Here is a 23,812-nt window from a genome sequence, read left to right on the forward strand (position 1 = left end):
GTACTAAGTGGCCGAGGGCTTCGCAGCTACACTACGGTGTATAGATTTCGTCAAACGCGCAACCAGCGCTTCGTTTTTGTCCCCTTATGTCAACGTTATTGAGGGGTGCGTCTTCCGCGAGGAAGAACCAGAACACACGCACCCCCCGCCAGCAATGGTGGCTTTAGCCCGGGTGTTCACCTCTTCCCATTCCGAACAGAGCCGTTAAGCCCCGGTGCGCCTATGGTACTGCCTTCACCGGTGGGAGAGTCGGTCGCCGCCAACCTTTTTTTACAACCCCCGCGCCCCCCGCCCGCCGTCACCGGCCCGCGGGGGGCGCGCTGCGTTTTAGCTTAGGGAGATTTCCTTTACTTCAATGCTCTATTTTACCTGTGGTATAGCAACTGGGGTAAGATTTGTTCATACCAAGACAATTAACATGGCTGTTGATAGTTTTACAGGCAACTTTTAACTTCATGTATGCTCCTAGGTTAGGCTCTCGGAGATGATAAGCATCCATTAAGCAAATTAAATAATTCGGTATGCAGTTAATGTATCCATGGTTTTTGCTTGGGTTATTGGGAATTGCCATACCGGTTTTGATTCACTTACTTCAACTCCGTCGACCCCAGAGACTCTTTTTTACCAATACTTCTTTTATAAGAGAAGTTGAAATGGTAACTGTTCGCCATAGAAAGGTGCAGCACTTGTTAATACTGGTGGCACGGGTCTTGGCAATATCAAGCTTGGTGTTGATGTTTTGCCAGCCATTCATTCCTGCCACCGGTGTTGAAAAGTCCTCGCCTGGTGTGGGAACTGATGTGCTGGTTGATAATTCTTTCAGCATGCAGCAGCCAGGTTCTATACAATCCTCTCTCTTAAAAGAGGCGGTTGAGGAAGCTCGGGACTTGGGAAAATTAGCTTCTTCGGGAACGAAGCTTAGACTGAAAAATGGTGGGAATCGTCTGATTACATTAAGTGAATATCAGTCAGCACTAGACGAGTTGAAGTTTACATCAAAAGCGCCTCTATCTAATATTGGAGGAATGAAGGAAGGCTTAAGCTCTTCTGGTAAACTATTTATTTTCTCTGACTTTCAAAAGAATGCGTTTGATGGTAGCTCTTTAAAGGATTTGCCTGAGAATAGCGAAACGGTTTTAGTACCCATACCTACAAACAGTATTGGTAATGTTTATGTAGATAGTGTGTGGCTTGATGATGCGTTTGTTCGCATGCGTACCAATATCGGCTTGCATGTAAGGCTACGGAATGGGGGGAGTCTTGCCGCAGTTGACTGTCCAGTTAAGGTTTTTCTCAATGCTAAGCAGGTTGCTGCTTTTAGGGTCACCGTTGAGCCAGGTGAGGCAGTGGCTACAGTAGTGCAAGTGCAGGTCGAAGATGAGAAACTAGCTTTGGGTCAGGTAGTGACAGAAGACAGGCCTGTTACTTTTGATAATACTTATTATTTCACATTACAACCTGCCGCAGCTATTCAAGTACATGAGATTGCTGCTGAGCCTGCATCCCAGCCGCTTTATGGTAATGAGCCCCTATTCAAGTATATTCATTCTAAGCCGCAAAGCTTGAATTACGGGCTTTTGCGACAAGCTGACTTGGTGATAGTGCGGGAAATAAATCAGGTGGATGCGGGGTTGCGTGAAGGATTGCGAGCCGTTGTTAAAAGGGGGGGGAGCGTTGTAATTATCCCTACAGCAATGGTGTCGGCTCAGGCTTCTTATCAGCAATTATTTAAGGAGTTAGGTTTGGGTAGTGCTCAGTGGAGTGCTAATACTGCGACTCCAGAATTGCGGGATGTGGCTATGCCGAATGCGCAGGAACCCTTTTTTAGGGATGTATTTGGTGCACAACAACGTGCAGTGACAATGCCCCGTGTGGCACCGGTACTGAGGTGGTCGCGCACTGGAACTGATATACTGCGATTGCGGGATGGAGAAAGCTACTTGTCGAGTTTCGCAAGTGGAGCAGGGAAGGTGTACGTGTTCACGGCCCCTTTTTCCAAGGAATATTCTGACTTTGTGCAGCACGCTTTGTTTGTGCCGGTGATGTACCGTGTGGCGATGCTCAGCTACTTGAATGAGCAGCTTCCAGCTTATCGATTGACGCAAGCGATGGTGGGGTTGAAGCTGCCGGCTATTTCTCAAGCAACGAATAGCACAGCGGGAGGAGCTGATGAAGTTGGGTTCCGATTGGTGAAGGACAGCTTGACTTTGATTCCAACGCAGCGCGTTTTGGGTCAGGAAGTACGACTGGATTTGCCAGTTGGAATGGATGCGCCAGGGTTCTACCAGGTGCAGCGACGAGGCAAGGTGGTGACAACGCTGGCTTTCAATCAGGATAAGAAAGAATCAGAGCTAGCTGCCTATACGGCTGCGGAGCTGCGCGAATTGATTGGGCCTGATAAGCCCAATATTAAAGTATTAGAGGGAGGCACGGATGGGGCAGCCTTAGCGAAGTTTAGGGCAGAACAGACTGGCCAGCCTCTGTGGCGTTATTTCTTAGCTTTTACTTTAGCATGCTTGCTGGCAGAGGCGTTGTTGGTTCGATTGGCTAGCCGGCGAATTGGCACTGCGCAGGCTAAAGCAGTGGCGTAATAGCTGCACAAGAAATATTTGAAAGAGTGGCGAGCCTGCGCAGCGTAACTTGCCGCCTTAACTGATATTAAGCTGATGGCTGCTACGACCTTTGAACCCAATCCTCCTAAAGCGACGCCGTCTCCTGGATTGGTGACTCGTATTGGGCTGCGTTTTGGAGTGGGAGTGGGTCTGGTCTGCGCGCTTTGGATGGCCGGACTGCAATTAACGGGAAACAATGGTTTCGGGCCCAAGCAAATTATGGCTCAGCTGTTTGTGCCACTAGCGGCGGTAGCTAGCGAGTGGGTTCTGCGACGGCAATTGAAGCCCGAAAAGCCGGGTTTGGGTCGTTCGTTGGGTGTAGGACTGTTGACGGTATTGGTAGCGGCACTTGTTTCGGCGAGCAGTTTGGTTGGCATGGCGCGGGTAGCTGGTGAGAAAGCCTTGGCTGTAAATCGGGCCGAGATACTGGAAATTGTAAGGCACCAGCAGCGGGAGAACCCGAAGGTGAAGCTCAGCCAGCAGGAAATGCAGCAGCAAATTCAAAACGTGGAAAAAATTACGATTGGAGATATGGCGGTTAGTAATTTCACGCAGCTGGTATTGCTAGGCCTGACGCTTGCTCTACCGGGAGGAATCTTTTTGCGGGAATAACTTACCTACTCAGCCATTCTATTATGGAAGCTCAATCGCAACAAGTCACCCCGTTCGCAGTCGGGATTCGCTACGGCTTGGTCCTTGCACTCACCGCGGTGTTGGTGGATTTTCTCACCCGAATTGCTGGCTTTGGCTTCATAGCGTATGGCATTGCTGCGTCGGTAGGGGGGGTATTTGTAAGCATTGCCTGGATTGTGACTGCGCATAAGGCTTTCAAGAACAACAATGGAGGGTTTATGACGCTAAGCCAGGGGCTGACCATTGCCGTTGTGATGCTGTTGTTTTCGGGAATAGTGGCCGGGCTATTCAACTACGTGTACCTGCATTACATCGACCCGGATTTTGTGGACCGCATGAAGCAAACCATGGTTGATTTCATGGAGCAAAACAATGTGCCCGATGACCAAATAGAGAAAAGCACCGCCCGAATCAGTGAAATGAAGATGGGATTCGGAAAGTCACTGCTTGGTGGCATAGGTAACGGCCTATTGGGTGGCATTATCATTGGGTTGATAGTATCAGCCTTCACAAAGCGCAATCCTCCCGAGTTTGAATAAATCGTCTGCCACTTTTCCGGTGGAAATTTCCATCGTTATTCCACTGCTCAATGAAGCAGAGTCGCTGCCCGAACTCACGCGCTGGATTGCGCGGGTGCTGCAGTCCCACGGCCTCAGTTATGAAGTCATCTTGATTGATGATGGCTCCACTGATGATTCGTGGGAGGTGATGGAAGCTCTGGCAGTGGAAGATGCGGCTTTGCGGGGCATCCGCTTTAACCGGAATTATGGAAAGTCGGCGGCGTTGAACGTGGGCTTTGAAGCGGCTTGTGGGCGAGTGGTGTGCACAATGGACGCCGACTTACAGGATTCGCCCGAAGAACTCCCCGAGTTGTATCGGATGATTACGGAGGATAAATTTGAATTGGTGAGTGGGTGGAAACAGAAACGGTATGACCCGCTGTCCAAAACTATTCCGACCAAGTTATTTAATGGAGCTACGCGGTGGATTTCGGGCATTCGCTTGCACGATTTTAACTGCGGGTTGAAGGCCTACGACCAGCGCGTGGTGAAGAGCATTGAGGTGTACGGCGAAATGCATCGCTACATTCCGGTCATTGCCAAGTGGAACGGTTTCCGCCGCATTGGCGAGAAAATAGTGCAGCACCAGGAGCGTAAGTACGGGGTCACAAAGTTTGGGCTCGAGCGGTTTGTGTACGGATTCCTGGATTTGGCCAGCATCACGTTTGTGAGCCGTTTTCGGCGGAGGCCAATGCACTTCTTTGGCACACTGGGGACACTCTCTTTTCTGTTGGGCATGCTGCTCACACTGTGGCTGACCGGCGAAAAAGTGTGGCTGGCTTACCACAACCTGAAGGCGCGCAACGTGACTGACCAACCTTTGTTCTTTATGGCACTGGTGGCCGTGATAGTGGGCGTGCAGCTATTTTTAGCCGGTTTTTTGGCGGAAATGGTGCAATTGAACGGGCCCCGCCGCAATGACTACTTGGTGCGGGAGAAGATTCGTTAAAGCGACGAATTAATAGAAGCTTAGCTTGCGCAGACGTGGGCTTGTAATTATTTAATTCAGTCGCGCTGCTCCCTGCATTTTAATTAATTCATGAAGGTTGTAATTATTGGTCCGGCGTATCCTTTGCGAGGTGGATTGGCTACTTATAATGAGCGGCTGGCGAGGGCTTTTCAGGAAGTTGGTGACGAGGTCCGCATTGTTACTTTCTCATTGCAATACCCGGACTTCTTGTTTCCTGGGCAGACGCAGTTTAGTACGGAGGCGGGGCCTGCTGACTTGGAAATTGAGGTGAGTCTGAATTCCGTTAATCCCTTGTCGTGGTGGCAGGTGGGACGAAAGTTGCAGGCGGAACGACCGGATATAGTGGTGTTTCGGTTTTGGCTGCCCTTTATGGGGCCCGCTTTGGGCACGGTGGCGCGGATGGTGCGGCGCAACGGGCACACCCGCGTGGTGGCCATTACGGATAACGTGATTCCGCACGAAAAGCGGCCGGGGGATGCGCCCTTTACGCGCTATTTTCTGAGCGCGTGCGATGGTTTCGTGACTATGAGCCGCAGCGTGTTGAATGATTTGCAGCGGCTGGGATTTGGCAATAAACCAGCAATGTATCGGCCGCACCCATTGTATGATAATTTCGGGCCAGTGAAAAATAAGGCTGATGCTCTTCAAGCATTGAAGCTGCCAGATACAAGCAACTACTTGTTGTTTTTTGGTTTTATTAGGGCTTATAAAGGCTTGGATATTATGCTGGAAGCTTTTGCAGACCAGCGTGTTGCAGCTATGCCTGTTAAATTAATTATTGCGGGTGAATTTTATGAAGACGCAGCTCCGTATGAGGAATTAATTACACGTTTTAATCTGGAGGAAAGAATAATTAGGGCCACGGATTTTATTCCTAACGAAAAGGTTGTGGACTATTTCTGTGCATCCGATTTAATTGTGCAGCCTTATAAGAATGCCACACAAAGCGGGGTGTCGCAAATAGCGTATCACTTTGAGCGGCCCATGCTGGTAACGGACGTTGGGGGGCTAGCTGAGCTGATACCGAACGGGGTGGTTGGGTACGTGGTAGCTCCAAAGGCGCAGCAAATAGCTGATGCAATCGTGGATTTTTACACTAACCAGCGAGAAAGCGCTTTTACGGCTGGGGTGCGGGAGCAGAAGAAGCAGTTTTCGTGGCCTTTGATGGTAAACGCCCTGAAACAAGTTGCCGGTTTGACTGCGGCAAAACCGGTAGAACTATAGAGCTAATTAGCGAAACCCTAGGGGCGCCGCCGAGGCGTGGGCTTGCTAGCGCAATATGGTTGCAGCCGGAAGCGTGGCCGCCACTGCTTGCAGCACTTTTTCGGCTGGTAGGTCTTCCATGCAACTGGTGCCGAGCTGGCAAGTGCCGCGGTAGAAACACACGCATTCCCGATTGGGGCCCACGATTTGGCCACGGCCGTAGAGGTCGAATTCGTGCGAATTGAAGATGTTGTTCATCAGGATGGTGGGCTTGCGCAGGGCAATGCTGATGTGCATGGCCATGGTCACTTGCGTGACAATGGCGTCCATCTGATGCATTAGGTTGATGAATTGGGGAAGGGGGAAGGTGCCTAGATAAGCCGCGCCGGTGGTGGCGTGCAGGACACGGTTGCGCGCATCTTCGGCCTCGCCGCCCAGAAGTACGGGGGAGTATCCCGCTTGCTGAAGCTGCGTTATGAGGCTAATCCACTTCTCGTCGCTCCAGAGGCGGGTGGTCCAACGGTCGCCGCAGCCAGTGTTGAGGCCAATGCGGGGGCCGCTCGAAGGCAGTTGGTTCCAGTTAAAGCCCTTGTCTTCGTGGGTGTCGAAAACGTATTCTTCGCCGCGGAAATCGAAGCCGCAGAGCTCGAATATTTCTTGAACGTAGGGCATGGTGTTGGCCTGACTCACTTGGTCGAAAAGGCCAGTAAGGAATTTGTGCTCGGCCAACTGGTTCTGGGGCCAGGCCACGCCGTCGTGTGGGCGCAGGGCGTAGCCGAATTTCTCTTTTGCCGAAATAGTGTTCAGCAGGGCGCAGGCTTCCTTTTCCTTGTCGAGGTTGATGACCACGTCGAATTGACGGGCCTGCAGCTGCAGGGCGCTGGCGAAGTCAAACTTTAGAATTTCATCGACTTCTGCCTGTGGCAGGATGGCGGGCGTGTGCGTGAGCCAGGTGATAAAGCAGCCGGGGCGTTCCTGGCGCAAGCGCCGCAGCAGGGGCGTGGTGCGGATAACATCGCCGATGGCCCCGAGCTTGATGATGAGCACCCGGCTGGTGACGGGCGCATATACCGGGCAGCTCTCGCACACGTAGCCGTGCGTTTTGTTGGGACGGCAGGGCAAGTCGCCGCGAAAATGGCGGCAATCGGGGTGAACGGTGAGGTTGTCGAGCAGGTGAGACACAGAAGCGCAGGGCAGGAATGGAAAGGCAAAAGTAGCCAGAAGGACAGCTTACAAGCCCACGCTGAACTGACCGCTGGTGATTTGCTTGGACGCCCCCGTAGCGGTATTGATGCCGGTGAAGGCAAACGTGCCCGTGACGCGGGTAGCTGTAAGGGTAGCAACCACGATGGTACCGGAGCCAGACACCGTGCCGGCTCCGTAGTTAGCGCCAGCGTAGTACACCATTTGCGTGCCCGGGCCACTAGTACTGTAAAAGGCTGAGGATGAGGTGGTATTGCTAAAGGTATAGGTGCCAACGGCGCGCGGCATTTCAAGCGACACGTAGCTGGTGACCGGCCCCGCAGGATTTAGCGTGCCACTGATGGAGAGCGTAGCACTGGTGTTTTGGGACTGAAGCGTAGTGGTGGTAACTGCGGCCCCATCGACGGTCCAACTCAGTCCTGGAGCAGGGTCTGGGGTTGGATTGGTTTTATTATCAGAAGAGCAAGCCACCTGAGCTGCCAGCGCAAGCCCGGCTACTAGGTTAAAAAAGATGCTACGGAAGGTATTCATTGATGTAGCCGCGTGATAAACGCAGCCGTTATACTTAATACAAGAACTGTAGCAGGACTCAGCGACCAACGTAGGTGGCCGGTGTAATGGCCCGCAGCTCGCTCTTTACCGCCTCGGCTACGTCGAGCGTATCAATGAATGACCGAATGCTGTCGGCGGAAATGGCTTCACCTGTGCGGGTTAGGGCTTTGAGGGCGTTGTAGGGGTCGGGGTAAGCTTCGCGGCGCAGAATGGTTTGGATGCCCTCGGCCACTACGGCCCAGTTGGCTTCCAAATCGCGCTGCAGGGCCGCTTCATCGAGTGCCAGCTTGCCCAGGCCGCGTTGCAAGGCGCCTAGCGCAATGAGGATGTGGCCCAGCGGCACGCCCAGATTGCGGAGCACGGTGGAGTCGGTGAGGTCGCGCTGAAGGCGGGAAATGGGGAGCTTGGCCGCGAAGTGCTCGAGGAGGGCATTGGCAACGCCGAGGTTGCCTTCGGCATTTTCGAAATCGATGGGATTGACTTTGTGGGGCATGGCCGAGGAACCCACTTCGCCAGCCTTGATGGTTTGCTTGAAGTAGCCGAGCGAAATATATTGCCACACGTCGCGGGCCAGGTCGAGCAGAATGGTGTTGAGGCGCTTGAGGGCGTCGCAGTGAGCAGCCAAGTGGTCGTAATGCTCGATTTGGGTAGTGGGGTAGGAGCGGCTGAGGCCCAGGCGAGCGGTGACGAAGGTGTTGGCGAAATCATGCCATTCGACCTGAGGATAGGCTACAAAATGGGCGTTGAAATTGCCGGTGGCCCCGCCGAACTTGGCGCCAAACGGGATTTGGGCCAGCAGCGCAACCTGAGCATCAAGCCGAGCCACGAACACTTCAACCTCCTTGCCCAGCCGCGTGGGCGAGGCGGGCTGGCCGTGGGTGCGGGCCAGCATGGGCACCGCCGCCCACTCCTGGGCCCGGGCCGCAAGGGCATTGCGCACCTGCGCGTAGGACGGCAGAAGCTCGCCCATCAGCGCGTCGCGGAAACTCAACGGAATGGCCGTGTTGTTGATGTCCTGCGAAGTGAGGCCGAAATGAATGAATTCAACAAATCCCTCTAGCCCCAACGCCGTGAACTGGTCACGCAGGAAGTATTCTACCGCTTTTACATCGTGATTGGTGACGGCTTCGTGGGCCTTGATGGCTTCGGCGTCGGCTTCGCTAAAAGCTTCGTAGAGGCGGCGCAGGGCCGGAAAAACATCGGCTGATACGCCTTGGAGCTGGGGCAGCGGCAACTCCGCCAAAGCGATGAAATACTCGACCTCGACGAGTACGCGGTAGCGCATCAGGGCCATTTCGGAAAAGCGGGAGGCCAGGGGGGCGGTGGCGCGGGCGTAGCGCCCGTCGAGGGGCGAAAGAGCGGTAAGAGGGCTGGGCATGGCGGCAAAAGTACGGGCAGAATGCAGCGCTGCACTACCCTGCCCTTCCCCGTACCGAACACATTACCCGTATAGTACCTCCACCGTGGCAAGTTTATTTCTGCTTCCCGTGGCCGTTTTTCTTACCTTTGATGGTGGCGAGCCCGCCCACTTTACTGCATTCCGTGTACATATCTCCCTCCGCTAAACGACTTATTTTCGGCATAATAGGCGGCTTAGCCCTATTGCTGCTGGTGGCGTTCGCCGTGTTTCAGTGGAAACGCCAGCAGCTGCTTACCTATGCCCTGAGTGAAGTCAAGGCCAAAATTGAACGTAAATACCCCGTTATTCTTACCCTGGGCCCAGCCGAATTCGTTGGTTTCAAGACGGTGGAAATAGCCGGAATGAGCTTGGTGCCGCGCAACGCTCCCTCCGATACGCTGCTTACGGCTGAGCGCTTGCAGGCTAGTTTGAGTGTGCGCTCGCTGTTTGCGGGCCGACCGGTTTTCAGTGGGCTCGAAATTTTGACGGCCCGGCTCACGGCCCGCAAAACTCCTACCGGCGACAACTACGGCTTCTTGGTGAAGAAAGACAAGAAAAGCACCGTGCCCGTTGACACGACGAAAGGCACCAACTACGGGCTGCTGCTAAACCAAGTGCTGGAAACCAGCTTTGACAACGTGCCCGGCGAAGCCTATTTCAAGGATTTCTACGTCAGCTACCTCACTCCGCGGCATACGGCCATTATGCAACTGCCGGAGCTGCGAATTAAAGACGGTGATATTTCGGGGCGGCTTACGGCCAATATCGACTCAGTTGTAAACGAGCTAGGCATCAGTGGGCACATTGAGCCGGGCGACTACGCCCTCACCGCCCGCGTGTTTGGCCGAGGTAGCTCCATACAGCTGCCCTACCTGCCGCGCCGCTTCGGCGCCATGGTGAGCTTCGACACGGTATTGGTGCGCCTCGATGGCAAAGACTTTGACAAGGACGAAACCGGCGGCCGGCTCAAGATTCGGGGCTCGGTGGCGGCACGCAATTTCAGCTTATATCAGCCCAAGCTGGCAGCCGATGAGATTGAAGTAAAAAGCGGGTCTATGGATTTTGTGGCCACTTTGGGCCGTGGCACGGTCGCGCTGGAGAAGGGCAGCCAGGTTACGGTGAACAAGCTGGTGATGTACCCCGAAATCAGCGTGCGGATGAAGCCAAGCCGGGCCGTTTCCATTAAGGTTACCTCGGCCGAAACCGAAGCGAATGACTTTTTTGCGTCGTTGCCCACCGGCATTTTCGACGAGGTGCGCGGGGTGCGCGGCACCGGCACGCTCACCTACCGCATGAGCGGCAGCCTCGACATGGCCCAGGTAGACAGCCTCAAGTTCGACTCCAGCCTGAAGGGCAACAACTTCAAGCTGACCAGCTTTGGCGAGGAAGACCTGAACAAGCTGAACACACCGTTTAAGCATACGGTGTACAACGACAAGGGCGACTCGGTGCGCACCTTTCTGGTGGGGCCGCCAAACCCCGATTTTGTGTCTTATAACGACGTGTCGCCGTTCCTGATTCACGCCATCACGACGGCCGAAGACCCGCGCTTTTTCACGCACAAAGGTTTCATGGAGAAAGCTTTTGTGAAGTCAGCCATTCAAAACATCAAAGAGGGGCGCTTTGCCCGGGGCGGCAGTACACTGTCGATGCAGCTGGTGAAAAACGTGTTTTTGACGCGCCAAAAGACCGTAGCGCGCAAAATGGAGGAAGCCTTAATTGTCTGGCTGCTCGAAAACATGAACGTGGCCAGCAAACAGCGCATGTTCGAGGTTTACCTGAACATTATTGAGTGGGGCCCTAGCCTGTACCGCTGGCCCAGCGGCAAGCGTGGCGTGTACGGCGTGAAAGACGCGGCCTTGTTTTACTATGGCAAGCGGCCCAGCGAACTTAATTTGTCGGAGAGTCTGTACCTGGCCAGCATTATTCCTAAGCCTAAGTATGCTAAGTCTTCCTTCGATGCTTACGGCGATTTGCGGCGCAGCACCCGCTATTTCTTCCGTCTGATAGCCGATATCATGGCCACGCGCGGCCTTATTACGAACAACGACCGGGATAATATGGCCTACAACTTAAATCTCAACGGTCCGGCGCGTAGGTACATGAACTTTGCTCCGCGTCCGGATACTACCCGCATCACAGCGCAGGCCGATTCAAGCCAATTCGAGCCTCTCAACCTGCTGGACCTATTGAACACAGGAGCCGATGCCGGTGTGAACACCGGTGCGCCCAGTGTGGATGTGGGCCGGGCGCCACGCTAGAGCCAGCCAGGCGCGCCGAGCGCAAAGCTCCACGCGTGCGTGAAGCAAAAGATGCTTGAGTTGCTGATAGAAAAAGAAAGCCCTTCGCTACACCAGCGAAGGGCTTTCTTTTTGAAGCTATTTAAAAATTTAAAACTAACCACAGAGTCATGCTGAGCGCAGCCGAAGCATCTCGCTCGCATCTGTCTTCACGATTGAGTTACTACCCCACGCGAGATGCCTCGGCTGCGCTCGGCATGACGGTTTGTGCTGGGCTAGGTTTTAGGTAAGGCTAATGCTGATGCATGCGGCTTTTTGAAACGCCTAGGCTTCGACCTCTTTTTTCGGCCACACTACCGATGCCAGCACGCTCAGGAGGAGCAGGCCACCCACCACGCCCAGTGCAATGGGCATGGGGATAGGGAAGATGCTTTCGAGCAAAATCTTGGCCCCGATGAACACGAGAATTAGCGAGAGGCCGTAGTGCAGGTAGTGGAACAGGCGCATCATGCTGGCCAGGGCGAAGTACATGGCGCGCAGGCCCAGCAACGCAAATACGTTGGAGGTAAACACGATGAAAGTGTCGCGGGTGATGGCCAGAATGGCGGGGATGGAGTCGGCGGCAAACACGACATCGGTGGTTTCCACCATTATCAACACCACAAACAGGGGAGTGGCAAACCGCACCCCGTCGCGGCGGACAAAGAATTTGCCTCCCTCGAACTGCCGCGTGATAGGCAAGTGGCGGCTCAGGAAACGCACCACCGGGTTATTTTCAGGGTCAATTTCGGGCTCGTCGCCACTCAGGCCCATCCGGATACCGGTATACATGAGAAAGGCCCCGAGTATGTAGATGAGAAAGTGGAACTTGGCCAGCAACGCGCCGCCAATCAATATGAACACGGCCCGCAAAATCAAAGCGCCCAACACGCCCCAGAACAGAATGCGGTGCTGATACTCGGCAGGAACTTTGAAGTAGTTGAAAATGAGCAGGAAGACAAATAGGTTGTCGACACTTAACGCTTTCTCCACGAGGTAGCCGGTGAGCCATTGCAGGCCGGCTTCGTGGCCCATGGTGCGGTATACCAGGAAATTGAAGCAAAGAGACAGCGCTACCCAAAAGGCACTCCAGCCCAATGCTTCGCGCAGGGTTACGGCGTGGGCTTTGCGGTTGAACACCAACAAATCGAGCAGCAGCAGCCCGATTACGAAAATGTTAAATATAAACCAAAACAGGGGGGTATTTTCCATGCGTTGGGGCAAGATACGCCGAGGCTAGCAAGCTGGTTGGGGTATCGGCCGGAAGAAATGATGAATAAAGCCGCCCACTCAGGAGCAGCACAATAACAGAGCGGCCGTTGGTGGCACTCCGCGTGGTTGGGGGCCGCCGTCTCGGGGCGGCCACTCCAGCAAACCCATAAGAGAATGACGGGCCCAAATGTTCTCTGAACCTGCTTTTTTACCGGCTGCCAACTGGCTTGAGCGGCCGGAACCAACTGGTGGCTTTCATCTGAAGCACGCCAAAGAAAGCTTCTTCCACAATGCCTTTCGACATTTTGGAGGTGCCCCGGGTGCGGTCGGTGAAAATGATGGGCACTTCTTTGATGCGGAAGCCCAACTGGTAAGCCAGCCATTTCATCTCAATCTGGAAAGCATAACCAACAAAGTCAATGTTATCCAAATCGATAGCCCGCAACACCTTGGCCGAGTAGCACTTGAAGCCCGCAGTAGCGTCGCGGATGGGCATGCCCGTAACCAGGCGTACGTACCACGACGCGAAGTAGGACATGAGCACCCGCGACATGGGCCAGTTTACCACGTTTACGCCCTGAATGTAGCGCGAGCCAATGGCCATGTCGAAGCCATCCTGCACGCAGGCATCGTGCAGGCGCAGCAGGTCGTCGGGGTTGTGCGAGAAGTCGGCGTCCATCTCAAATACATAGCTGTAGCCGTGTGCCAGGGCCCAGCGAAAGCCGTGGATGTAGGCCGTGCCCAGACCTTGCTTGCCTTTGCGCTCTTCTAAAAACAGCCGTCCGGAGAAGACGCTCTGCAGTTCTTTTACAATGGCAGCCGTGCCATCGGGAGAGCCGTCGTCGATAATTAATACATCGAAAGCTCGCGGAAGCGACATGACCTTCCGGATTATCAGCTCCGCATTTTCGCGCTCGTTGTAAGTAGGAATTAGGACGAGGCCTTCACTCATGGGCTCAAAGATAGGGTTAAGGGGCACGAAGCTGCATGCCCTTACAGGCCTATGGGTCACTATTTCGAGACCAAATAATAATATTTTAGACTTTTCCCGATAAGTTGTCGGTTTGCGACTGCCTACTTCTCAGCCGATAAAGTGCTGGCAACTTGGCGGGCATGTCGCACGCAATCGGGCACGCCCACGCCGGCCCGCCAGTTGGCAACGCTCCAGATGTTTTCGGCTTCGAGGGCGGCGGCGGCGGCGTGCGCGCCCACAATCCGTTCATCGAACTGCGGAATGCTGCGCGGCCAGAAGTAACGGCCTTGCCAACGCGGAGCCCCGGTGATGCCGTAGAATTTGCTTAGTTCGGCGTGCACGGCGGCTTTTTGAGCCTCCTCGGGCTCCGTGGCGGCCGCCTCATACTGCGCACCGCCCACAAACGTGGTGAAGAGGACCTGCCCGGCCGGTACCCGCTGCGGGTAAATGGCGCTGGTCCAGATGGAACCGGCGGCGTAGGCGCCTTCAACTTTTGGGTGCAAGGCTCCGAAGCCATTGAGGGGATGCGTCACGGCCGCCCGGTCGTAGGCCGAGTACACGGCGCTCATGGGCGGGTAGTGCACGGCGGCCAGGGCGGCCGCCGCTTGTGGAAACAAGGGCTCCAGGAGCGGAGCCAGGGCGTATGTTGGCAGGGCCACAGCCAGGTGGGTGTAGCCGGGAGCCGCTGCCAGGCCCTGTGGGCTGGCCAGCTCCAGTTGGTAGGTGCCATCGGTGGCGCGAAAGATGGCCTTGACTTCAGTACCGGGCTGGTAGTTGGTAAGCCGTGCCGCGAGCGTATCAGTCAGGGTTTGCAGGCCTTTGCTGAGCGTGACAATGCGGCGGCGGCCCGCACCCTTGCCCTTCTTGGCGAGCCCGCGCAGCACCGAGCCGTGTTCCTGCTCCAGGGCGGCCAGCTGCGGAAAGGTTTTGTGCAGCAGCAGCCGTTCGGGGTCGCCGGCGTAGATGCCGGCCATGAAAGGATTGACGGCGTAGTCCAGGATTTCGGAGCCGAAGCGGCGGCGAAAGAAGTGAGCCACGGTTTCGTTGGCGTCGGGAGCCGCGGCGGGGCGGCGGAATTCTTTTAGCAGCTGCCACTTGGCCTTGAGGCTGAAAAAGCCGTTGGTGAGCAGGGCAGGGGGCGAGCCGGGCAGTACCTGGTAGCGGCCGTCGCGCAGCACGTAGCGCTGCTGGCTTACGGCGGCGGCATCCTGAATCTGGTCGGTTAGGCCGAGGTCGGCTATCAGTTCTTCTATCTCGGGGCTAAGCTGCAGGGAATTGGGGCCGACTTCCAGCAAATAGCCTTCGGGGGTGGTCCAGCTTTGGAGGTTGCCACCGGCGCGTGGGTCGGCCTCGAACAGGTCGTAGGCCACGCCGGCCTTTTGCAGGTACCAGGCGAGGGTGAGGCCGCTGATGCCGCCGCCGATGATGGCAATTTTCATAGGGATGTAGCAAGAGGGGAGGCGCAAAGTTAGGGCCGCGGTGCCGCGGCTTGCCTGCCCGTAGCTTTGCCCCGATGATAACAAAAAACAAAGCAATATTTCTTGACCGGGACGGCGTTTTGAACGAGGAAATGGGGGACTACGTGTGGAAGCCGGAAGAATTCCACATTTGCCCCGGTGTGCCCGCAAGCTTGGCGCGGTTGAAGGCGGCAGGTTATTATCTAATCGTAGTTACGAACCAGGCTGGCATTGCCAAGAAGCTTTACACCGCAGCCGATGTGCTGGCCTGCCATGCCAAGCTGCAGGATGCCTGCGGCCATGTGCTCGATGCCTTGTACTTCAGCGACGCCCACCCCAGCGTGAGCGAATCCATTCTGCGCAAGCCCGATTCGGGCATGTTTGAGAAGGCCGTAGCGCGGTTCAACCTCGATGTTTCGCAGTGCTGGATTGTGGGCGACCGGTATCGCGACATGGAAGCCGGTGCCAAAGTAGGCGTGCGCGGCATCATGGTGGGCGAATCTGAAGCGTCAGAGTTCACCCCTCGGGTAGCTGACCTGCAGGCAGCTACGGTGATTATCCTGGGTGTTTAGAACATCATGCTTTAGCAAGCAGCTCTGCAAAAACATAAAAAGCCGGCCTTCTCGCAGGAGAAGGCCGGCTTTTATAATTCTAATTCTAAGAACCTACTGCCGTGCTGCGGGCGTAGCCGTGCTGGCCATAATGGGCGAGGAAACGCGGTTGGCTTCCTTGGTGCTGCTATAAGCAGGGCACTTCTGGCGGTTGCAAGCGCCCAGGGTAAGGGCTGCAAAACCAGCAGCGAGCAGAACGAACTTTTTCATAATTTATAAAGAAACGAGTGAGGGATGGCGAGGTTGGCTTCAAAGATAAGCAGCCAACCCTATATTCTAAGAAAAATACTGACGCAAAAATTGGATTATTGGTATCCGAGTATCCGCATCATGCTGGCGGCATCCTGCTCGGGAGCAAAAACCGTGTCAGTTAACGTGCCGTCGGGCGCGCGGTCGAGAATTACGTGCTGAGGGGCGGGAATGAGGCAGTGCTTGATGCCGCCGAAGCCGCTCAGGCTTTCCTGGTAGGCGCCGGTGTGGAAGAAGCCCACGTAGAGCGGCTGGGCATCGGCCGGCTTGCGCTCGGGCAAAAACACCTGGTAGATGTGCTTCTCGGCGTTGTAGTAGTCCTGCGAGTCGCAGGTGAGGCCGCCGAGCTGCAGTTTCTTGTAGCCCTTGTTCCAGCCGTTTAGCGCCAGCATGATAAAGCGCTGATTCAGAGCCCAGGTGTCGGGCAGGTTGGTAATAAAGGAGCCGTCAATCATATACCAAAGCTCCTTGTCATTTTGGAGCTTCTCGTCGAGGATGCTGTAGATGATGGCGCCGCTTTCGCCCACCGTGAAGATGCCAAACTCGGTGAAGATGTTTGGCTCGGGCACGCCTTCCTCGGCGCAGATGCGTTGGATGGTGCGCAGAATCTCGGCCACCATGTAGGGGTAGTCGTACTCGGGCTGGATGCTGGTTTGGATGGGGAAGCCCCCGCCAATGTCGATGGTATGCAGCGTAGGGCACACTTTGCGCAGCTCGCAGTACTTGTGCACAAAGCGGCTCAGCTCCGACCAATAATAGGACGTGTCCTTGATGCCGGTGTTGATGAAGTAGTGCAGCATGGTGAGTTCGAAGCGCGGGTCTTCCTTGATGCGCTTCTCGTAGAGCGGGATGGCATCGGAGTAGCGGATGCCCAGGCGCGAGGTGTAGAACTGGAAGCGCGGCTCCTCGTCGGAGGCCAGGCGCATGCCCAGATTCACTTTCTCGCGCACGTGTTCGTGGTAGTAATCGATTTCGTTGGGCGCATCGATGATGGGCATGCAGTTCACAAATCCGTCGTTGATGAGCGCCGCAATTTCCTTTTTGTAAGCCTCGGGCTTGAAGCCGTTGCAGATGATGTGCTTCTGCTTGTCGACCTTGCCTTGGGCGTGCAGGTTGCGGATGATGCTGATGTCGAACCACGACGAGGTTTCGAGGTGGATGTCGTTTTTCAGGGCCTCCTCCAGCACGAAGCGGAAGTGCGACGACTTGGTGCAGTAGGCGTAGGAATACGTGCCCTGGTAGTTGGTCTGCTCAATGGCATCGGCAAACCACTTCTTGGCCCGCTGAATCTGGGAGCTGATTTTGGGCAGGTAGGTCAGGCGCAACGGGGTGCCATACTTTGCCACCAGGCCCATGAGGTCGATGTCGTGGAAGCGCAACTCGTGTTCTTGCACGGTGAAATCGGCCGTGGGGAAGTCGAAGGTTTGGGAAATTAGGTCGTGATAAGTATCCATCGGTTTTTAAAAGCGGCGGGAAAAGCCGACCTTTGCAGTCGGCGGGTCAAAAGTACCGCCGGGGTGGAGATATAAGGCCAGAGAACAAGCTATTGTTCCGGCGGCTCCCCTCGCATCGTGACGATGGAATAAAGCGACTTGGCTACGGTGGAGCATATCCGCCGCAAGGCAGCGCTCGAAGTTTTTCATTTAACAATAGTATCTAACATTTAACCCCTGTTCGGGAGGCCCATAAGGCAGCTGGAACAACTGTTAATTGTTAAATGACAGGTGTTAAATGGAGAATTTGGAACGATGCACCATACGCTACCCAAATTCCCACCCGATGAAACGCATAAAATTACTGGAAGTACGCTCCGAGCTTGGAGCGGGTACGCGCGGTGCCAGCATGGGCATTGACGCGCTACGCGTGGCCTGCCTCAACAAAGGCTGTGATTATTTCAGCCGGTTCAACTCCGTAGTGGTACCCGACCTGAACCACGTGCTGTTTGATAAAAACCACTTCCCCTTTGCCAAATACATCGACTCTATATACACGGTGCAAAAGGGCATTGCCAACGCTGTAGAGCAAACCCTGCGGTTTGGCGAGTTTCCGGTGGTGCTGGCCGGTGACCACAGCAACGCCAACGCCACCATTGCCGGCATCAAGGCTACCTACCCGCAAAAGACCCTGGGCGTGGTTTGGATTGACGCCCACGCTGATATTCACTCGCCCTACACCACGCCCAGCGGCAACGTGCACGGCATGCCCCTGGCCGCGGCCCTGGGCGTCGACAACCTCACGCACCAGCGCAACGTGCCCGAGCCCGAAACCGAGTTTTTCTGGCGTCGCCTGCAGAACCTGGGCGAGCCGGGCCCTAAAATGAAGCCTGAGCACCTGGTGTACGTGGTGGTGCGCGACACCGAGGAGCAAGAAAATGCCATCATCGATTCGTTGGGCATCAAGAATTATAAGCTTGACGAGTTCCGGGCCAAGGGCCCGCGCCAGGTGTCGCGCGAGATTTACGAGCGGTTGCGATTCTGCGACATGGTGTACATCTCGTTTGACGTTGACTCGCTGGATTCGCGCTTCAGCAAAGGCACCGGCACGCCCGTGGAGCTTGGTCTTGATGTGCCCGAGGCCATTGCTCTGTGCCGCGCCCTGCTCGAAAACGACCGGGTGGTTTGCTTTGAGATGGTGGAAATCAACCCGACCCTCGACAGTGAAAACACCATGGCCAAGAATGCTTTCAATATTCTGGAGGCATCCACCGAAGCCATTGAGCGACGCCTGCGGCTGGATGAGGTAGTGAGTCGGTAAGGAGAATGAGAAAGGCCCGTCCGGATTACCGGACGGGCCTTTCTCATTCTCTTTTTAACGTATAGTTGACCTCAAAACTGCCTAATAAACGCATAGGCGCCCAGCGTGTAAGCCGTGGCCGACGTGAAGTGGTTGCCGCCCGGAATGGGGCGCAGCTCTACTTGCGTGGCGCCGCGCTTCTGCATGGCATCGTAAGCATCCTGCGAATTGAAGAAAGGCACGTAGTCATCGGCGGTGCCGTGGAAGAGGGCCAGCGGGGCGCGGGGCTTCCAATCGTAGATGTCATTGTCGGCGAGGGTTGCGGCCAGGGACGCGTCGGTGTTGTTCAGCACGGCTTGGCGGAAGCCGGGGGCAAATAATTGGCTTTGCTGGCTGGGCACGGGCGCAAATGGGTCGGCCTGCAGGCGAGTGGCGTAGGGCTCTTGGTAGTAGAAAGAAAAGGGCCGGTTGAGGGCGTAGATGCGGTCGTAGGTGCGCAACACCCACACGTAGGTCGTGAGGAAGTTGAGGGGTTGCGTGGCGCCCAGGATGTAGCGGGCAAAGGCGGTTTTGTGGTAAGCCCCCGCGCCGGGCGCGCTGGCGGTCACGGGCAAGGTGGTGGCGTATTTTTCTTCCAGCAGCTTGTGCAGCGCCATGGTGGCGTAGCCGCCTTCCGAGTAGCCGAGCAGGAAATTCTTTTGGTTGACGTCGACTTTTTGCTGCTGGCAGAATTCGCGGGTAGCCCGCAGCATATCAGCCGAAGTAGAGGCCAGCGAAGCGGCGTGCTCGTAGGGGTGCGGCAGGTCTTTGGAGGCGCCGTAGCCCAGGTAGTCGGGCGCGGACACCACGTAGCCCGTTGAGGCCAGCACCGACACCACCGACCAGACATCGCTGCCAGTGGCGTAGTAGGAGGGGGCCTGGCTTTCGCTGCGCGGCTCCAGGGTGCCGTGCTGGTAGCTGAGCACCGGCAGCTGCCCGGCGCCTACGGGCACCAGCACCGCGCCCGAAGCGGTGGTCTCGGTGCCCTCGGGCGTTTTGGTGCGGTAGGTGAGGCGGTAGGCCCGGATGGGGTAGCGCACCAAGCTGCCCGCCAGGGGCACGCCCTGCACCCGGCCGGCCAGCACGGAGGTGCTGTACTCCCCAATGAGGGTGCTGCCGGTGAGGACCGACGCTTCGGCAGCGGGAGCTTCGGTGGTGGGCTCTGGGGAATTGCTTTTGCAGGCCGGGGCACCTAATAAGGCCACTAACAGCCAGGCCAAGTGAAATTTTGAAAGGAGCGGGGACGGGAATAAAGACACGTACGAGGAGGGTTAGCGGAACATAATCAGAAGCCTAACGTCATTTCCTCGCGCAGGCGTTCCGCACCAATGGTTGGGAAGCAGGGTTGAAGTGGCTTTAGAAAGTCAATAGCCGAGCTAAAGAATACCGCACTCCGAAGGGGCGGCTAGGAGCGGTTATCAGGCGAAACCTGCTTTCTTTGCTTAAGGTGGAGCTTCCGTTGAAGACAAGCCGCATTGCCGCTAGTGCAATATGTATGGCCGTACTGGCCTCCTGGCTTTTTCAATTCTCACTGCGACCGGCCATGAATACGCCGTCTTCTCCTTCCAATGCCGACTGGGCAGCGCAGCTAGCCGATGAGCGTGCCCGCCGCGAACAGGCCGAAGGTGCTTTGGCGGCGGCCCAGGCCGAAGTAGCGGCCCTCAAACAAGAGCTGGCCACGGCGGCAAGCAATGCCCAGCGCCACCAAACTCAACTCACGGCCCTGGTGCAAAACCAACGGGCAGGGCTGGTGCTGGTGGATAATGACGAGCAGATTCAGTTTGTCAATCAGCATTTTTGGCAGTTGTTTGGCCTGCCGCCCGTGGCCGGCCCCACTGAGGGCGGCCCGCCAATTCCACACGCGGCGGTTCAAATCCGAGGCGCTTTTCTGGACCCAGCCGCCTTTACAGCCCGGGTGGGTGCCGTGCACGCTGCTGGCAAGACCGTGCTGCAGGAAGAATTTATGCTGTCCGATGGGCGGGTAATTGAACTGGACTACCTGGTGCTGGATAGCCAACAGGCGGGCCGGCTGATTTGCTATCGTGACGTGACCGAGCGCCACTACCGCGAAGGGCAGGTGCGCACCCTCTCCTACATTTCGCAGCAGAACCCCAACCCGGTTTTGCGGCTGACGGCGGGCGGGGACGTGGTGTATGCAAACCCGGCCGCCGAGCCCCTGCTGCAAGCCCTGGCCGCCGAGACGGCAGAAGCTGACCTGCCGTCGGGCATCCTCGCCCTAGTGCGCGAAGCCCTGCGAATTCAAGCGCCTCTCCAACAGGAGTTGACTGTGGCTGAGGAGCACTACTTGTCGACGGCGGTGGTTCTGGCTGGCCAGCCGTTTGCCACGCTTTACCTCACCAACATTACGGAGCGGCAACTGGCCGAGCAGCAGCTGGCCGAGCAGCGGGCGTTCTACGAAAGCGTGCTCGAGCAGGTGCCCTCCGCGGTGTCGGTGCTGGACGCCGAGCACCGCTACTTGTTTCTTAACCCGGTGATTGAGCCCGACCCCATAGTGCGGGCCTGGATGATAGGCAAGACCAACGAGGAAGCCTGTGCGTACCGCCTGCGCCCGGAAGCCGTGATGCGCAACCGCGCAGAAAAGTTTGCCGAGGTGCTGCGCGAGCAGCGGGAAGTAGCTTGGGAAGAAACGCGCGTGGGACCGCACGGCCCACAATACAGTTTGTTGCGCTACCGGCCCATGCGTGGCCCCAACGGGGTATTGCGGGTCATCTGCTCGGGCATCGACATAACGGAACGCAAGCAGGCCGAAGAAAAAATGGCCCGCCAGCAGGAATTCTACGAGTTGATTCTCAATCTGCTGCCGGTTGATGTGGCCATATTCGACGCCGAGCACCGCTTTCTGTTCGTCAACCCTTCTTCGGTGGCCGACCCTGAGGTGCGCCGGCAAATCATTGGCATGACCAATGTCGAATACTTCGAGTTTCGGCAGCTGCACCAGCTCTCGGAACTGGCCCAGAAGCGGGAGCAGTACTTTGACCTAGCGGTGCGCACCCAGACGGATGTGACGTGGGAGGAGATGCGCACGGGCCGCAACCAGCGCCCGCAGCTGATACTGCGCAACCTGAGGCCCGTGTTCAATGCCGACGGCTCGCTGCGGCTGGTGGTGGGGTCGGGCCTCGACATTACGGCTCGCTACACGGCCGAGAAGCTGCAGCACGAGGTGCAGGTGATGCTGCAGGAGCAGCAAATTTTTATTCGGCAGATTCTGGATGCCTTGCCTAATGCGCTTTACCTAGTAGACCCCGACAACAGCGTTTCCTTCTCAAACCACGCCTTTGATGCCATGCTCGCGCACAGCCAGCATTGGAGTGAGCCCGAAGCCACCCCCACCGTGCGGAAAGAGCTGCAGCAGGCCCGGCACCTCACGGAGCTGGTGCGCACCACGCAGCTGGCTCAAACCCAGGAGTTGCCGTTTACCTTGGCCACGGGCGAAACACTGTATTTTCAGGTGCACAAGCGGCCGTTGCGGCGCGCCGATGGCCAGCTCGGCGTGCTCACCGTGGCCACCGACATAACGGCGGTGAAGCAGGCCCGCCAGGAATTGGAGCGCCGCGAAAAGCAATACCACGACTTGGTGTATTATTCCCAGGCGCTGATTTGCACGCACGATTTGAACGGCACCGTGCTCTCAGTGAACCCCGCCATAGAGCGGCTCATGGGCATGCCGGCCGCCAAAATGCTGGGCCGCACCCTCTACGACGCCCTGCCGCCCGAGCACCACGCCTCCCTGCAGGCCTATCTGGAAGGCCAGAAGCCCCTGCAGCAGCAACCCCGCCTGATGACCGTGTGGACCAGCGCCGGGGAGCGGCGCTACCTGCAGTATTACGCCTACCAGGTGATGGAAGAAGGCTATCCGTCCTACATCGTGGCCTCGGGCTACGACGTGACCACGGGCGTGCTGGCTCAGCGTGCTCTGCAGCATGCCAAGCAGGAAGCCGAGGAAAATGCCCAGGCCAAAGAGGCTTTTCTGGCTCGCATGAGCCACGAAATCCGCACCCCCCTCAACGGGGTGCTGGGCATGGCGTCGCTGCTGCAAAAAACAGAGCTCACCGAGTCGCAACGCGAATACCTGAACACGATGCAGCACGCCGGCCGGCACCTGCTGTCCCTGCTCAACGACGTGCTGGACATGGCCAAAATTACGACTCAGCACCTGCAGCTCGACCACGCCCCCTTCGACCTGGCCGTGGCCCTGCAGGGCGCCGGCCAAACGGTAGCCGCGCTGGCCGAAGAAAAAGGGCTGGGGCTTATAGTTGAGCCCCTGCGCACCGCGGCGCCGCGAGTCATGGGCGATGCGTACCGCCTGCACCAAGTGCTGCTCAACCTGCTCTCCAACGCCATCAAGTTCACTGACCAAGGGCACGTGCGGCTCGGTGCCGATGTTCTGCGCGACACGCCCGCCGAACTTAGCCTGCGGCTGTGGGTAGAAGACACCGGCATGGGCATTGCGCCCGAGCAGCAGGGGCACATTTTTGAAGCATTTGCGCAGGCCAGCGCCGAGACCAGCCGCCGCTTTGGAGGCACGGGCCTCGGCCTGGCCATCAGCCAGCAATTGGTAAGCCAAATGGGGGGCATGCTGCTGCTTTGCACCGAGCCCAACGAAGGCACCACGTTTTCTTTCACGCTCACACTGCCCCGGCCCGCCACCACTACCCCCGAGCAGCAGCTGGTTGCGCCCACTCCCTCCTACGAGGGCCTGCGGGGGCTGCGCGTGCTCCTGGCCGAGGATAACCTCGTCAACCAGTGGATTGCGGTGGTGGTGCTGGAAAACAGGGGCGTGCAGGTAAAAGCCGTCAGCAACGGCACCGACGCGCTGGCTGAGCTGAGCGCCACAGTGTTTGATGCGGCCATTCTGGATATAAAAATGCCGGGGCTGAGCGGCGTGGAAGTCACTGCCGCCGTCCGAGCGAGTGCCGATGTGATGCGTGCCAATATTCCAATAATTGCCCTGACGGCCAATGCTTTCGAGTCTGACCGCATGGCCTATCTGGCGGCCGGCATGAATGCCTGCATCACCAAGCCTTACGACGAAGACGACCTCTGCCAAACGCTACTGGATTTAACGGCTGCCGGGCCTGTGCCTAGCTAAGGGCCGCCTGACTTGTA

At 56.7% G+C, this 23,812-nt stretch carries 18 protein-coding genes and 1 rRNA gene; 10 read left to right on the forward strand and 9 right to left on the reverse strand.

Features of this window, described 5'->3' with window-relative positions; all coding sequences use genetic code 11:
* Positions 1 to 153 precede the first annotated feature (153 nt).
* From rrf to BMZ66_RS00030, 6 genes are all read left to right on the forward strand, one after another.
* A 5S ribosomal RNA gene (gene rrf / locus BMZ66_RS00005) occupies positions 154 to 265 on the forward strand.
* Positions 266 to 521: 256 nt separating this feature from the next.
* Positions 522 to 2,591, forward strand: a complete 2,070-nt coding sequence (locus tag BMZ66_RS00010; RefSeq protein WP_092667953.1) for a BatA domain-containing protein — start codon at positions 522 to 524, stop codon at positions 2,589 to 2,591.
* 75 nt (positions 2,592 to 2,666) lie between these two features.
* Positions 2,667 to 3,224: a DUF4199 domain-containing protein gene (locus tag BMZ66_RS00015; RefSeq protein WP_092667955.1), complete on the forward strand. Its 558-nt coding sequence runs from the start codon at positions 2,667 to 2,669 to the stop codon at positions 3,222 to 3,224.
* Between the two features lie 23 nt (positions 3,225 to 3,247).
* Complete coding sequence (locus tag BMZ66_RS00020) at positions 3,248 to 3,784, forward strand: DUF4199 domain-containing protein (RefSeq protein WP_092667958.1); 537 nt, start codon at positions 3,248 to 3,250, stop codon at positions 3,782 to 3,784.
* Entirely contained in the window at positions 3,777 to 4,754 is a 978-nt protein-coding gene (locus BMZ66_RS00025; protein WP_092667961.1) for a glycosyltransferase family 2 protein, read from the forward strand. The genes BMZ66_RS00020 and BMZ66_RS00025 overlap by 8 nt, the downstream gene beginning before the upstream one ends.
* A 90-nt stretch (positions 4,755 to 4,844) precedes the next feature.
* Positions 4,845 to 5,999 (forward strand): glycosyltransferase, encoded by a 1,155-nt coding sequence (locus tag BMZ66_RS00030; protein WP_092667963.1) that lies wholly within the window; start codon positions 4,845 to 4,847, stop codon positions 5,997 to 5,999.
* Positions 6,000 to 6,044: 45 nt separating this feature from the next.
* Here BMZ66_RS00030 and BMZ66_RS00035 read toward each other — a convergent pair whose 3' ends face one another.
* The 3 genes from BMZ66_RS00035 to purB are packed head-to-tail and all read right to left on the reverse strand — an operon-like array spanning position 6,045 to position 9,111.
* The gene (locus BMZ66_RS00035; RefSeq protein WP_177204524.1) at positions 6,045 to 7,160 is read right to left on the reverse strand and encodes a glycosyltransferase family 9 protein; all 1,116 of its coding nucleotides are present in this window, start codon (positions 7,158 to 7,160) and stop codon (positions 6,045 to 6,047) included.
* Between the two features lie 48 nt (positions 7,161 to 7,208).
* Entirely contained in the window at positions 7,209 to 7,712 is a 504-nt protein-coding gene (locus BMZ66_RS24980; protein WP_143079983.1) for a DUF6252 domain-containing protein, read from the reverse strand.
* Positions 7,713 to 7,770: 58 nt separating this feature from the next.
* Complete coding sequence (purB, locus tag BMZ66_RS00045) at positions 7,771 to 9,111, reverse strand: adenylosuccinate lyase (RefSeq protein WP_092667968.1); 1,341 nt, start codon at positions 9,109 to 9,111, stop codon at positions 7,771 to 7,773.
* A gap of 164 nt (positions 9,112 to 9,275) precedes the next feature.
* On the opposite strand from purB, the gene BMZ66_RS00050 reads away from it, so the two are divergent.
* A complete protein-coding gene (locus BMZ66_RS00050) occupies positions 9,276 to 11,393 on the forward strand; it encodes a transglycosylase domain-containing protein (protein ID WP_177204525.1) in 2,118 nt (705 codons plus the stop codon).
* 303 nt (positions 11,394 to 11,696) lie between these two features.
* Here the strand turns inward: BMZ66_RS00050 and BMZ66_RS00055 are convergent, their stop codons facing one another.
* The 3 genes from BMZ66_RS00055 to hemG form a co-directional block, all read right to left on the reverse strand.
* A complete protein-coding gene (locus BMZ66_RS00055; RefSeq protein ID WP_092667970.1) occupies positions 11,697 to 12,623 on the reverse strand; it encodes a TerC family protein in 927 nt (308 codons plus the stop codon).
* Between the two features lie 208 nt (positions 12,624 to 12,831).
* The gene (locus tag BMZ66_RS00060; protein ID WP_092667971.1) at positions 12,832 to 13,575 is read right to left on the reverse strand and encodes a polyprenol monophosphomannose synthase; all 744 of its coding nucleotides are present in this window, start codon (positions 13,573 to 13,575) and stop codon (positions 12,832 to 12,834) included.
* Between the two features lie 122 nt (positions 13,576 to 13,697).
* Entirely contained in the window at positions 13,698 to 15,035 is a 1,338-nt protein-coding gene (gene hemG, locus BMZ66_RS00065; RefSeq protein WP_092667972.1) for a protoporphyrinogen oxidase, read from the reverse strand.
* 74 nt (positions 15,036 to 15,109) lie between these two features.
* Between hemG and BMZ66_RS00070 the strand changes: the two genes are divergently transcribed.
* A complete protein-coding gene (locus tag BMZ66_RS00070) occupies positions 15,110 to 15,625 on the forward strand; it encodes a D-glycero-alpha-D-manno-heptose-1,7-bisphosphate 7-phosphatase (RefSeq protein WP_092667973.1) in 516 nt (171 codons plus the stop codon).
* A gap of 93 nt (positions 15,626 to 15,718) precedes the next feature.
* Here the strand turns inward: BMZ66_RS00070 and BMZ66_RS25425 are convergent, their stop codons facing one another.
* A complete protein-coding gene (locus tag BMZ66_RS25425; protein ID WP_177204526.1) occupies positions 15,719 to 15,874 on the reverse strand; it encodes a hypothetical protein in 156 nt (51 codons plus the stop codon).
* Between the two features lie 95 nt (positions 15,875 to 15,969).
* Positions 15,970 to 17,367, reverse strand: coding sequence for a type III PLP-dependent enzyme domain-containing protein (locus BMZ66_RS00075; protein WP_092667974.1), 1,398 nt, complete (start codon positions 17,365 to 17,367; stop codon positions 15,970 to 15,972).
* Positions 17,368 to 17,692: 325 nt separating this feature from the next.
* On the opposite strand from BMZ66_RS00075, the gene BMZ66_RS00080 reads away from it, so the two are divergent.
* A complete protein-coding gene (locus BMZ66_RS00080; RefSeq protein ID WP_092667975.1) occupies positions 17,693 to 18,667 on the forward strand; it encodes an arginase in 975 nt (324 codons plus the stop codon).
* A gap of 71 nt (positions 18,668 to 18,738) precedes the next feature.
* Here the strand turns inward: BMZ66_RS00080 and BMZ66_RS00085 are convergent, their stop codons facing one another.
* A complete protein-coding gene (locus BMZ66_RS00085; protein ID WP_234794921.1) occupies positions 18,739 to 19,905 on the reverse strand; it encodes an alpha/beta hydrolase family protein in 1,167 nt (388 codons plus the stop codon).
* A gap of 323 nt (positions 19,906 to 20,228) precedes the next feature.
* On the opposite strand from BMZ66_RS00085, the gene BMZ66_RS00090 reads away from it, so the two are divergent.
* Positions 20,229 to 23,795, forward strand: a complete 3,567-nt coding sequence (locus tag BMZ66_RS00090; RefSeq protein WP_177204527.1) for a PAS domain S-box protein — start codon at positions 20,229 to 20,231, stop codon at positions 23,793 to 23,795.
* Positions 23,796 to 23,812: the final 17 nt, after the last annotated feature.

It is taken from the genome of Hymenobacter arizonensis, assembly GCF_900115775.1.
GTDB lineage: Bacteria > Bacteroidota > Bacteroidia > Cytophagales > Hymenobacteraceae > Hymenobacter > Hymenobacter arizonensis.